The sequence below is a fragment of the candidate division WOR-3 bacterium genome, assembly GCA_029858255.1.
Classification (GTDB): Bacteria; Hydrothermota; Tepidihabitantia; order SM23-42; family SM23-42; genus SM23-42.
Map to the genome: position 1 here is coordinate 1 of JAOUFJ010000007.1, position 13,350 is coordinate 13,350.

Here is a 13,350-nt window from a genome sequence, read left to right on the forward strand (position 1 = left end):
TACTCTAAAAGGTGCCTGTCCCCTATTCGTTGTATCTGACGATTATTTCAGTAGTACGACCTTTTCAACCACCGCAGATTGTTCTGTCTCGAGTTTAACGAAGTAGATTCCGGCAGAAGTTTTCCGGCCTGAGTTATCATTACCGTCCCACTGAACAGATATCGGATAACCGATAACAGATTTCAGATCAAAAGACCTGACCAGACGACCACTTGCGTCGTAGATACTCAGGCTGGATGCCATATCGCCGTTACCCAGCATGAAGGATATGCTTACCGTATTTTTGGATACTGTTGGAACAACCCTTAGCACCGGTTGAATGGCTTTCAAACCAGAACCATTCTCCGCGATTCCGATAAAGCTCGCCAGGTTACCCAGTTCCCATGCCAGCAGCGATGGATCGCCAGGACTCTCAGATGGGACTCGGTAGAATTGCGCGATGAGTCTCAGGGCGTTGTATGTTGTCGTATTCAGACCACTAAGGTCGACCGAATCCACGGCTAACGCAGAATAGAAGCCAGTCGCATTGCCGGGCAGATCACCATCCGGGATCAATTGCCAGGTCGAACCATTGTTGTATTCTACCTGGATCCCGATCGAATCACCGGCCGTTGCTTTATACCAAGCCGCAGTTCCCCAGTTCGGACGGTTGTACATACCAGCCAAGTCATCAAAAACCACCGGCGTACTAGTGACGGTTCCTTCGTTGCCAGAAGTCTGGAACGTGTACCTCAATGCTACGTTATCGCATGCTCCTGCCCAACCCCAGTGCGATGCCGAAGTGCTGTCACTGTAAAACCAGTTGAACTGAACAGAATCACACGGCAGATAAGATGTGAGGTCGATGGTTGCCGTACCGCTCGCGCTCGTGGTATAGAGGGCGATATCGGTCCAGGTTGTCCAGCTGCTTCCGGTAAACCGGCGCATCTTGACACGCATCTTCTCCCCGGTCTCATAGAGTCTGAAACCATAGCCGTATACAATATCCAGATCAGATGCAGCGGGAGGGATCGCAACCGCCGGAGATATCAATTCTTCGTTGTAACTAGTAGAACCGCTTCCAGCATCGTCATCCGAGTAGTAAGCATACGCTGAACCATAGTCAGGCGGAGTGTAAGCACCGATGTCACCAGTTGTGCCTACTGTCCACTCATACGGGTCGCTGTTGCCATTAACCACGGTCCATCCAGCCGGCATGGTTCCGGTTTCGAAATCTTCAAAGAAGAAGGTATCGATCAACGTAGCACCGCCTGGTATGATTATTATGCTGTCACCGGCAACCGTCGTCGCGAAGAAGAGACTCCCGCTGAATTGCTCGGCCTTGGTTTGATACCAGCTACACGTATTCACTGGAAGACCTGTGAGCACTGTAAGCGAATGCGCACTAGTGTATGGGGTCCACAAGCCGGTTCCGCTCGGGTCTGACGCCCTTACCTTCCACCAATATGTCTCATTATTGGTAAGCGGGGACGGAAACGTAAAGTAAAAGTTGCTGCCGCTTGCCTGCGGTGAACTTGTTGTGCTCTCAGGATTGGCAAAGTTCGGATCAGTATCCCACATTATCCTGTACGCGATATCATCGCCCTGCGGGTCTACTGAATTAAGCACAAGAGTAGGCTGCGATTCCGGCACACGCACACAGTTAAATGGCTGCACGATCGCAGGAATAGACGGCGCGCCGACGAGATCAGGCAGTTCGACGATTCCTGCCTGAAAGACTTCTTTGTCGCCCGTATCCTCCTGAATCCAGGCGTAGATCCGGCACCTTTCTTGATCCCACCCTAAAGGTACATTGAAAGCACGGCTGAAGGTCACAGAATCTCCGGGAGCGACGGTGACCGTTTCACCAAGTTCATTCGGCAGATAATCACGCGCAACATCGTTGTGCCAGGTATCACCGTTGGGCGCTACGTAATAACAACTATCCTCAACGATAACAAAATACACCCGCGCGGTTATGCTTGCGGTTGAGTCATTCCTGAATTGCGCATATATCGTACCGTCACCGCGGTTCGGCATGTACATTCCCCACATTGTCACAGTTACCGGTGACGGTTGATTCATCCGGTTCGTTATAGCGGCCGAATAACCAGCCGACACTTGATCGCCATCCACATAGCAATCCGGTGTGTAGGAGACGCCGTAGAAATTGAATCCCCGGTTTGCTCCTTCCGCACAATAAAGTGGATAGCTGCTCACAAGATGGATCTCGACGAGCGCCACCCGATCAGGATAAGTCGCTGCTATTTGTGCCAGTTGACCACTGACAGATGTGCAAGTGCCTCAGCCTTCCTGGTACATTTCTTCAACCATGACCACTCGCTCTGCTCCAGCCGCGGTGTTGACAAGACCCAACCCCAGCAGTAACGCCAGGCTCATACCAACGAAACGCTTCATAAAACCTCCTTTTTGCATAATAATGCCTCCCACGCAAAAACGTACTCTTTGCCCTTTTGTATATACGGTTCCCCGCCTATTGATGTACACCCCTGAATTCCGTTCTGAACTCGTAATTGTAAACATAATAAATACCCGCGTCAATGGTTATCGAAACTCCGTGTTCGTATCTCCCCGTAAATCCCACCCTCAATCGGAATTCCCAATGCCCATTGACTTTAGTTGAATAATGAACTATAATGTTGGGGGGTTATTCGGTTGCGGGGTTAGGAAAATGTAAACGGAAATCGGATCATTTGGGCATGAAACGCAACTACATGATATTATGACAAAAATTAGCAGAACATTGATCCTTTATACAGTCATGATTGCTTTAGTTATCAGTCCAGCCATTCTTGCTGCACAAGGCAATGAAGTTACCCATCGTAACGTCATACTACAGGCACGGGCCGATACGATTGAGAATTTCGATGACGGCATCATACAACTGTATTCCTATCCTAACGAGGATATGGATCCTGATGCTTGGGCACTCGATTCGCTCATAACCTACAATAATTCTGCATTCTCACTGAAGTTGTGGGGCAACACCTGGAAAATAGAGAGCATTGTTCCGGTCACGCTCGACACGAGCGACGTCTGGAAAGTGTCCGCCTACATAGATACGCTTGCTGAAATCCAGGGATTCGGATTGCGCGACACCGCGCATACTCTGTTTTATTCTTTTGCCGGAACACAGCAACTAAATCCCGAGGACTGGGTTACTGTATATCAAGGAGCCTTTCCTCAACGGGTCTGGAACAATTACCTATTACCGGTCGGCCAGGACTGGCTCGCATATTACGATTACCTGCCAACGATCACGGGTATTGTCTTTATTAACGATCGTGATTATGATCCCGACGGCGTAGTATACTTCGATGACGTCCTCGATATCACATTCGACCTACCGATGGCACCGCAGGTTACTATCGATCATGTGCCCGGTAAGGTTTACAGAGACGCTCATGGTACACGGCTTATCGATGTTCAGTTTTACAGCACAGTAATAGATACCGACTCTTGGTATCATGACTATTTCTGGTATTTTGGCGATGATTCGACGAGCACGGAACCTAATCCGTATCATACCTACATTGTCGAAGACGATCATCCCTACACGGTACTGCTCGAAGTAGTAGACAGCACGAACTTGTGGGGACGGGCGATATGCCAGATAACGGTGGATCCCGGACAAACGACATTCCCTTTAACAATGAATTTCGTTGGGGACATAATGCTCGCGAGAAGGTATGAATACCCGGGCGGTATAATTCCGACGCTGGGTGTTGAAGCTATTTTCGAACCAACCCTCCATTATCTGGGCAACATCGCTGAAGTCACCGTGGCTAACCTGGAATGTCCATTGACAGACATGGGAACGCCGCACCCAACCAAACCCATCATATTCAGAGGCTCTCCCGAGAACGTGGCTGGCCTCGTCTATGCTGGCATCGACGTCGTCACCATTGCCAACAATCATATCATAGATTACGGATTGGAGGGCTTACAGCAAACACAGGCTGTGCTTGACTCAAATGATATTATTTATTCAGGTGCAGGCGCGAATTCTTACGAGGCTTATCTTCCGCTTTTCATTAACAGGAAGGGTACGAGCATTGCCTTCCTGGCTTCGAGCGACCGAACCGGGCAGTATGACAACTACCAGCCGTACCTGAACGCAGGCTTCAACAAACCAGGATTTGCCAATTTAACCCAGTATGACGTCTCCCGACAAATCCAGGCAGTTGAGAACGATGCCGACATCATCATCATCGAGATGCATTCGGGCGATGAATACAATCCAGTACCCGAGACTTTCGGTATGGACCGGAGAGACTTCGACGAGGAGGAAATGTATTCACCATTCCTGTTCATACCGAGCAGGAGCGATATCGCTGACCGGCACCACGCAATTGACGAAGGTGCTGATCTCGTAGTCTGCCATCACGTGCACGTTCTACAGGGCATGGAAGTCTATGATGGCAAACTGATTGCGCATTCATTGGGTGATTTCACATTCGACCTGAACTACCCGGAAACGTACCCGTCAATGATACTTAACGCAAAGATAGACAATACTGGCTTCAATCAATATCGCGCGGTACCGGTATACATAGATGATTACATTCCCAGACGTGCACATGGTGAACTTGGATTGTACATTCTCGACTATCTCGCTCGCCGCACCAGGGATCTGGATACATATCTTATTGTCGACCGCGACAGCGTGACCGCACAGGTTGTTCTCGATACCGCAGGTCTCACATCCACGATTACTGCATTCGCTGACACGGTCGAGTTGCGCGAAGAAGACAATGCATGGATATCAAACCCGCTGCGTCTCGCCAAAGAGGGAGACATCGCTTCGATAGCGGACATCAACCCCTATGGAGACTGGCAATTCCGCCTCGGCAGGGAAATGGTCTGGTTCGGCAATTGTGAGGACGAAGGCTGCACAATGTGGCTGCTTGACCATCCTGATGAATTCTACGACGACAGCATTTTTTATGCCGGGGTAAGGTCTTTATGCCAGTACCGTTCACAACAAAATGTAACAATAGCTACTCACTTCGAAAACCGCCTGCCATGCTATTCTGATACTACTGACTACACGGTATGCGGATACATCAGAACAGATAATGGAAACAACGCCGAGGTGTTGATCAGGTTTTACCAATCACGCACAAGCGGGCTTTCTATTGGTTCAGAGTCTGCCGGACAGGTCAGTGGTACAAACGACTGGGCTTTCTATTATAATAATTTCGCTCCGGCAAATGGTACCAACTATTTTGATGTTTGGTTAAGGAGCGAAGGCCCGCAAACGGGTGATGGGTACGCCTGGTTTGACAATGTCGGCATCATCGAATGGGGAGATTGGCAGACATTCACCATCCCTGCAGAGATCACAACACCGAATGATTACTATTGGATTCAGATAAGAACTGACGTTGAGACAATCAGCGCCGTGGTATCTTATGAAGAAGAGCATTACAGTATACAGACTGCGGTGAATGATTACAAGAAAGAAACCATAAATTCAACCTACCTGCGTTGTTTTCCGAATCCCGCAATATCCAACATCAATTTCCAGTACTATCTTACCGAGCCCGCGGAAGTCGAGCTGAGAATATATAACATCCTCGGTCAGGAAGTAAGAACCTTGAGCAGCGGTCACCAGCTTGCAGGGCGCAAGACGATCCAATGGGATGGATACGATAATCAACACAGACGTCTCAGTACTGGAGTTTACTTTTGCCGATTGCAGGCAGGTAACGATGAACAAACAAGGAAAGTAATCCTGTTGAAATAAGGGATAGTTGCTGATTAACTGGTATATTTGTATGAAATAATATTATGTTTAGTAAAAAAGAACTGATTGCATACTGCGGACTATACTGCGGTGATTGCGCAGGATATTCTGGCGAGATAGCGGAAGCTGCGAAGAAACTGAAAGACACAACGCAACGGTACAAATTCCGACAAACGGCAAAAAACCTCTTCTCCAAGGAATTGAAGGATTATGATACATTTTGTGAGATGATGGATTTCATGACGCAACTCAAGTGTCCCAAAACGTGCAGGCAAATAAAACCGAATGAAGTGAAATGTGAAATATCGAAATGCTGCCGGGATAACGGATTCTTTGCGTGTCACGAATGTAGTACTTTTGAGAGGTGTGACAAGCTGGGGAAAATGGCCGGTCTGCACGGTGATTCCTGTATAAAAAACCTAAGATCAATAAAGAAAATGGGTATTGAAGCATGGAGCCGCGAGGGCAAACGCTTCTGGTTTGCGGACGATTAAGGGGAGGTTAGGATGAGTCTCATGGCAATAGTATCAATGACCCCTCTTGGCAAAGGTGAGAGCGTCAGTCAACACGTGGCCGAGGTCGTTGATGTAATAGACAGGTCGGGGATTCCGTATGTCATCACGCCCATGGGCACGATAATCGAAAGCGAGACGTGGGATGACCTAATGGAGGTTCTGAAGAAAGGCTTTGAATCTATCGTAGAAGACTGCCCCAGGGTTTCGATCTCTATTAAGATCGACTACCGGAAGGGAAAATCGGGCCGTATTAGATCTAAGATCGACTCTCTCGAAAGCAAATTGCACAGACGTCTCCCGACAACAGAGTGAAGACGGTCTCGGCAGCACATTGAAGTTTGTAGTTGAATTATCCCGACTAAGCGCAAGAAATACAATTGTTCATCAGAAGTGAAAGCCCGTATCACTTAGCACCTTCAAACAAGCCTTTACGATTTTCACGTCATAGAGTTTCTTCTTGTTGACTTTTATCTCGGTAATGGCCTTATCTTTGCCGCGCGCCGGCCGGTATGGACGGTGCGCCATCATTGACTCAACGACATCAGCGACCGCGAGAATCTTTGCTTCCATCAAAATATCGCTACCCTTAAGGCCCATGGGATATCCGGAACCATCGAGTCTCTCGTGATGCTGGAATACGATTTCCGCAACCTGCCACGGAAATTCTATTGTCCTCAGTATATCATAACCGACGAGTACGTGATCTTTGACCAGGGCGAATTCCGCATCACTCAAACTGCTTGGTTTGTTCAGTATCCCCGCCGGCACGTTTATCTTTCCGATATCATGCACGAGTGCGGCAACGTGCAGCCCCTCCTTCTGGTGACTGGGCAATTTCATTTTCTTGGCGATCGCGTCGGCCAAGATGGCAACGCGGTGCTGGTGACCAGCAGTATACGGGTCTCTTTTTTCTACCGCCGATGTCAACGCATTGATCGTGTCCTCGAGCACTTTCTGCATCCGGTCGTAACTCTTACGCAATTCCTCCTGAGTCCGCTTGTAATCTGTCATGTCACGGGCAATACCCAGAACGACAGTTTTGCCGTCGATCTTCACCGGGTATGTTCTTATGCCCACGATTGTCTTACTTCCATCCTTTCGAGTAAGAGTGAACTCATCCGGGCCAGTTCGATGTCCCATGGCGTTACGAGCAAGAAGTTCATATATACTTGGGATCTGATCGGACGACAGCAATTTGGCCTTCACAAAACTCTTACCGATCAGCTCATGCTTTTTGTAGCCAACTATTTCCTCAATTGCCTTGTTACCATCGAGAAAATTTCCTTTCAGATCGGTCAGAAAATAGCCATCCGGCGCGTACTCGAACAACAACTTCAATCTTTCTTCTGAATTTTTTATTTCTTCTTCGGCTGTCTTTCGCAAGGTCACATCCCAAATGTAGGAACGAGTACCGATGATACTACCGTCATCCCTCATCGCGGTCGCATCGCATTCAAGGTAGACAATCCCCCCATCACTACGAACTCCCCTGAATTCATGCCTGAACGTCTCGGTCTTCCCTTGAATGAGCGCCTGACGGATTCTTACCACGCGCTCAAAATCATCAGGATGCACAATCGACTCCAACTCTTTCTTTCCCATTTCGTCAAATGAATATCCGAGCAACTCAGCAAATCTTTTGTTGTAGTAACTGAATTTACCATCGCGGTCAATGAGCAATATCGCCGCACCTGCCTTTTCGACCAGATCTCGATAGCGCTCTTCAGATTCACGCAGTTTCATTTCTGATTGTTTGCGATCGCTAATATCACGTACGACGCCCTGGATCCATTTTCTATCGCCAATTTCGAATAGACTCGCAGAAACCTCGGCAGGAAAGACTGAACTATCCTTCTTCTTGAAATATATTTCGAAATTCACAAACCCGTCTTTGACGATGTCTTTGAATGCCTTAGCCGACTTTGCCACTTGGTCTGCCGGGTGGAAATTGGCGACTGTCATCTCGAGGATCTCCGCTTTTTTGTATCCGAAAAGCGCCTCTGCACGGCTATTCGCATCCGTGATATTGCCTGCCACGTCATGTATGAAAATCGCATCATTGGAACTATGAAACAAGTTACGGTATTTCTCCTCGCTATCCTTCAATGCCCTTACCGCACGCTTCCGTTCTGTAATATCACGCGTGGTGGCAACAAATGCAATAGGCTTACCATGGCCATCTCTGATCAAAGATGCGTTGAGCTCTCCGTGGAAATGAGTACCGTCATTTTTCAGCAATACGTACTCCACGTCTCTCACTATCCCTTTCTCAAAGGTTTTCTTCATATTTGCCATGGCTTTCTTGTGATCTTTAGGGTCGATCATTTCAAATGCGCTCTTGCCGAGCAAATCTTTGGGCTTATCATAACCATGAAGTGTCAGGGTCTGCGGCGCTACATATGTGATCTTTCCCTCCAGGTCGGTGACCGTAACCGCCTCCGGAGTAGTATTGACCAGAGTCCGGTATCGATCCTCTGATTCTCTCAACTTTCTCTCGGCTTGTTTTCGTGCTGTAATATCACGATAGATGGCATAAACGCCAACTTGATTCTTGTTGATTATTATTGGCGATGCTAGCACCGACACGTCGATCAGGGTACCATATTTGCGCCGGCGCGTGGCCTCGAGCGCAACACTTTCGCCATTTAGAGCACGTCTTGTTATAGCCCGTGCATCCTGAAAATAATCCGCCGGCACTATGAGATCGTCGATTGATTTGCCGATTGCCTCATCGCTAGCATATCCGAATATTCTGCTGAATTCACTGTTGATACGCTGCACCACACCGTCACAATCAAGCATGGCGATGCCTTCCTGCGCGCTTGCGAATAACTGTTCAAGATAGCCTGTTTCGATTCTCAATGATTTCTGGACTTCCTCACGTGCCTTTACCTCCTGCTGCAAATCGTAATATGTCCGGGCGTTTCTCAGTGCGGTCGCCGCATACGTAGCAAAGACTTCGGTTATGACCAACTCATTGTCAGTAAACTCAGTGCCTGTCCGATCGAGACACATTGCACCTAATATCTGACCATCAACGATGAACGGCGCCGTGATCGCATGTTCATTCTCCTCATCCGGTGTGCCAGGAATGTGTTGTCCGCGCGGATCACTTCCAGTATTATTAAATATCATTGCTTTCTTTGCTTCGATTGCTTTTCCCGTGAAACTTGTATCTATATTCAATGGGGTGGCCAAGATCGCTTCCTCATACGGTGGGTCGATCGCAACAACGGGCTTGAGGGTCTTTTTATCGCTCTCGAGCAAGTAGATCGCGCAGCCGTCGGCCCGGATCATAGTGCGTGCGCTTGAGGCGATACGGGTGAGAACTTCCGTCACATCGAGACTCTCCACCAGATAACGGGCGGTTTCGAGCATCTCTTTCTGGTAACTCGTTGTTTTTCGTAATACTTCCTCGATCCTTCTGTTTTCTGATATATCAGTGAATGCCGCGAAATACCCGATAATCTCACCCTGCCGTGTTCTCCTGACGAGTGTTGAAACACTTACTGGAATCCTCAGATTACTGTTGCTTTTGAGTTCACAGAAAAAGTTACGGACAACGCCGTTTTGAAGAGTGAGTCGCTGCAGTTCACCAATTTTTTCCTTATCTACAAAGAAATCAGCAAGCAATCTCCCCACGAGTGTATCTTTTGAAGAACGTATCATCTCCTCCATGGTCGTGTCTAGATCCAATATCACACCCAGGGGGCTAACGTATGCGATCGGTGTTGGCAAGAACGCCCAGATGTCTTTTATGTAGTGTTCGAATTCAACGATAGAGGTGTCTCTGATATGCTCTTGAGGTGATTTTCTCAAAACTCAACCCTCCCAATCCACAAGAAATTCGTGGCACGAATCACCATTGCACGTGCAGTCTGTTTCTCTTACCTTCACCTTTGAGTTCGGGAACATGAATTTAAACAACCTTCCGAAATAACCTTCGAGATACCTGCAATAAACTGGATGCAATGTAAAATCATAAAGACGGACTACCGCATGCCTTGTCTCTTCGTCCAGCGAGACCGCCTCTAAACGCCCCGTATCATAATGCTTTGTCCAGTACTCAGGAGCATGACTAAACGCGACATGTGGTGAAATAAAAAACTTCATAAAGAGTTTCACAATGAATGAATGCTTGGGCGCAGCATCACCCATTGCCACTATTTCCTCGTCAGACCAGTTAAACACGTCTTTCATGACCAGAAAAGAAAGAGCCCTCAAACTGAGTGCCATCCATTCCATAGAACTGACATCCCCGTAGTTCAGTTCGTACTCCAAAACGCGCAGGCCGGCTTCGACTTTCTCCAACCCATCTCTGCCCTGTTTGTTCCTTATATACTCCGCATCCGTCTCAAACACGGCACCACGAACTTGACCTTTTATCGCCATCAATTGTTCAATCTCATCCTTAGGCACCATAAAGGCTCCTTTTATTAATTAATATTTCTTATCTATCAGGAAAAATACTTGGATATTTGCATGCGATACCGGAGTACCGACGCCTATGCGGTCTAATACAATATAGTCACTTTTGGGTAGCTGTCAAGTGTTTTGTATACCCTGCCTGGACATCAACACAGAACAATGAGTGAAATTGACTCAGCAGACCGAACGTGGTATTTTGACTCTTCTACCGTGTCTTGGTGAGAAAATCGGTTGCTTTCTTTATGTCCTGGCTCTTGGATATCAAGAAGACCGTATCGCCTTCTTCTATCGTATTACTTCCTCTCGGGATCAGGAAATCACCGGCTTCTTCACGGTAGATTCCGACGAATACGACATCCCTGGGGAATTTCCTCTTCTCAGTTATCTCCTTTATTTTCATGCCTATACTCTGGGCACTTTTCGGGACTTTAACGGCGTATACTTGTGCTTTACCTCCACCGAGCGTCGTGACCTGTTTGACTTTCGGCTGCTCAACCTCCATGATTATTTGATTCACCAGCAAATCGGACATCCTCACGATGGTCGTAACACCCGCCAGCACATAGGCTTCAGCATAACGAGGATTTCTCAAACGCGCCACGATACGGGGAATGCCAAGACTTTTCGCGAGCAGTGCACAGGCAATGTTGTCCGCGGCTTCTCGCATCAGACACAGAATCACATCGGCTTTTATGGCTCCTGCCTTTTCCAGTGTGTGGATGTCGGTCGCATTGCCGTTAATGGTCAACGCTCCAGTTTCTGCATATATCGATTCACAAACCTTAGGGTCCTTGTCAATAACCACGACATCATGTTTACCGTTAACAAGAACCTTAGTAACCTCGTGCCCAATTATCCCTGCCCCTGCTATGATTATGTACATCAGCAAACCTCCATTTGTTGTATTATGAAAGCCATACCCTCCTGCTGAAGATCAACAGCACTGGTAGTATCTCCAAGCGACCTGCAAGCATGCCAAAGATGTAGACAATCTTTATTACCGGATGCAGATCTCCCATCCCACTGGCTGGTATGTAACAGGGACCGATATTACCCAATGCGCTGAACATACCGCTGAACGCGCTATAGGAGTCGAAATTAGAAAATATCGCCGTCACAATGCCACCAACAACAAGGAGCACGATCCAGGCGAAAAATAAACCACTCACCCGATAGACCTCGTTCGCGTCAACTGGCTTTTTGTCAATGATAATGGTGGAAAGCGCCCGCACCGGAATCCGCAGCCGGAAGATCTCTCGTTGTATCAACTTCAGCAGAATGCTGATGCGAAAAACCTTAACGCCGCCACCGGTAGAACCTACACAACCTCCTATCACCATCATCACGAGGAAAAGCTGTCTTGCCAGATGACCAAAAAACGCCCCGCCTATATCGCGTGTGCCAAAACCAGTTGTCGTGAAGATCGACACGACCTGAAAAAACACATAACGGAAATTTTCCTCGATCCCGCTCATAAACCCACCACCACCAGCGCTAATTCCTTGTGCAAATCCTGTCTTACAGAACCGCTCCAACAAAATCAGTGCCGCAAAAATGCTGATCAGTGACCACCAGTATTTCATTTCGATGTTATCGATCAAACTCTTAATGTTTCCGCGTAACAAGCGGTAGTGAACCAGGAAATTCGTACCGCCCATGAGCATGCCGATGATGAGGATATATTCCATCCAGATGTAGTTGGAAAAACCAGCAGTACGGTAATAGTCGATACTCGCATCGTAGGGTGAGAAACCACCCGTCGATAATGCGGTGAAACTATGGCATACACTGTCAAAAAGTGGCATACCGACCGAGAAAAGGCCGAGAACGATGATCAAGGTAAAACCTGCGTATATGCCCCACAGTATCTTCAAGGTATGAGATAAACCCGGCACCGGACGTTCCATCTCTATCTTGTGACTCTCAGCACCAAATAGCCTATGTGCACTTCCACCGCGGTATGTTACTGCCAGAAAGAAAGTAAGGATCCCCAATCCCCCAATCCATTGGGTCATGCTCCGCCAGAATAGTATGCATTTCGGCATCCTTTCAAGCCCGGTAAACATTGTTATACCCGTGGTCGTGAAGCCGCTCATGGCCTCAAAGAAACCATTCAGGTAAGTAGCATGGATCCCGATTACAAATGGAAGAGCACCAAGTGCAGAAAACCCCAACCAGCCCAAGCTGCACGTCAACATCGCGCCGTAATTGCTCATACTCCCTGCCCGGAAAAGAGCACGGAATGCAAACCCGAATGTAAATGCAAGGACACTTGGTATCACGAATGCCAATGTGTTGGTCCCCCACTGCCCAACGTCATCCAGGAACACGAGTATTGCAAGAGGAAAAAGCAAAAAAACACCAAGAACTATGAATACCGAGCCGAGAGCGTTGAAAACAACGTTTATTGTATCAAAACGATTGCGCATTCAATGGCCTATATCGGTCCAAATACCCAATTCCTGGTGCCAGCTGATAATACCAGATACCAACTGTTTCGGAATGCAATAAAATGCCCCGTTGCAGAGAATTCAACATCCCGTGAATTATACAAATGCATAATTAAAATGTCAAGTCTCAGCCCAGACAAACCCGCGGCGAACATGATACCAGTGCACAGATAGCAATAAACTAATCAGGCTTCGTCGTTGTCATAAT

At 47.8% G+C, this 13,350-nt stretch carries 8 protein-coding genes; 3 read left to right on the forward strand and 5 right to left on the reverse strand.

The genetic code is table 11. The annotated features are described in order from the left end of the window. Positions 1 to 42 precede the first annotated feature (42 nt). Entirely contained in the window at positions 43 to 2,223 is a 2,181-nt protein-coding gene (locus OEV79_04850) for a T9SS type A sorting domain-containing protein (protein MDH4210757.1), read from the reverse strand. A 538-nt stretch (positions 2,224 to 2,761) separates the two neighbouring features. Between OEV79_04850 and OEV79_04855 the strand changes: the two genes are divergently transcribed. From OEV79_04855 to OEV79_04865, 3 genes are read left to right on the forward strand one after another with little or no spacing between them, the layout of a single operon-like run. Further along, positions 2,762 to 5,749 carry a CapA family protein gene (locus tag OEV79_04855; protein ID MDH4210758.1) on the forward strand — a complete coding sequence of 996 codons (2,988 nt, stop codon included), beginning with the start codon at positions 2,762 to 2,764 and terminating at the stop codon, positions 5,747 to 5,749. Between the two features lie 44 nt (positions 5,750 to 5,793). Beyond that, complete coding sequence (locus tag OEV79_04860; protein ID MDH4210759.1) at positions 5,794 to 6,243, forward strand: DUF3795 domain-containing protein; 450 nt, start codon at positions 5,794 to 5,796, stop codon at positions 6,241 to 6,243. A gap of 12 nt (positions 6,244 to 6,255) precedes the next feature. Beyond that, a complete protein-coding gene (locus tag OEV79_04865) occupies positions 6,256 to 6,576 on the forward strand; it encodes an MTH1187 family thiamine-binding protein (GenBank protein ID MDH4210760.1) in 321 nt (106 codons plus the stop codon). A 72-nt stretch (positions 6,577 to 6,648) separates the two neighbouring features. On the opposite strand, the gene OEV79_04870 is transcribed toward OEV79_04865, so the two are convergent. The 4 genes from OEV79_04870 to OEV79_04885 form a co-directional block, all read right to left on the reverse strand. Beyond that, positions 6,649 to 10,083 carry a PAS domain S-box protein gene (locus tag OEV79_04870; GenBank protein ID MDH4210761.1) on the reverse strand — a complete coding sequence of 1,145 codons (3,435 nt, stop codon included), beginning with the start codon at positions 10,081 to 10,083 and terminating at the stop codon, positions 6,649 to 6,651. Between the two features lie 3 nt (positions 10,084 to 10,086). Then, positions 10,087 to 10,686 (reverse strand): hypothetical protein, encoded by a 600-nt coding sequence (locus tag OEV79_04875; GenBank protein ID MDH4210762.1) that lies wholly within the window; start codon positions 10,684 to 10,686, stop codon positions 10,087 to 10,089. A 211-nt stretch (positions 10,687 to 10,897) separates the two neighbouring features. Next, positions 10,898 to 11,575, reverse strand: a complete 678-nt coding sequence (locus OEV79_04880; GenBank protein ID MDH4210763.1) for a TrkA family potassium uptake protein — start codon at positions 11,573 to 11,575, stop codon at positions 10,898 to 10,900. A 22-nt stretch (positions 11,576 to 11,597) separates the two neighbouring features. Then, positions 11,598 to 13,121, reverse strand: a complete 1,524-nt coding sequence (locus OEV79_04885; GenBank protein MDH4210764.1) for a TrkH family potassium uptake protein — start codon at positions 13,119 to 13,121, stop codon at positions 11,598 to 11,600. Between the last annotated feature and the right edge of the window lie 229 nt (positions 13,122 to 13,350).

Bases quoted from the DNA above. Each gene is read 5' to 3' on its own strand.
- OEV79_04875 (MDH4210762.1), bottom strand. From the start codon at position 10,686: ATGGTGCCTAAGGATGAGATTGAACAATTGATGGCGATAAAAGGTCAA.
- OEV79_04880 (MDH4210763.1), bottom strand. From the start codon at position 11,575: ATGTACATAATCATAGCAGGGGCAGGGATAATTGGGCACGAGGTTACT.
- OEV79_04885 (MDH4210764.1), bottom strand. From the start codon at position 13,121: ATGCGCAATCGTTTTGATACAATAAACGTTGTTTTCAACGCTCTCGGC.
- OEV79_04855 (MDH4210758.1), top strand. From the start codon at position 2,762: ATGATTGCTTTAGTTATCAGTCCAGCCATTCTTGCTGCACAAGGCAAT.
- OEV79_04860 (MDH4210759.1), top strand. From the start codon at position 5,794: ATGTTTAGTAAAAAAGAACTGATTGCATACTGCGGACTATACTGCGGT.
- OEV79_04865 (MDH4210760.1), top strand. From the start codon at position 6,256: ATGAGTCTCATGGCAATAGTATCAATGACCCCTCTTGGCAAAGGTGAG.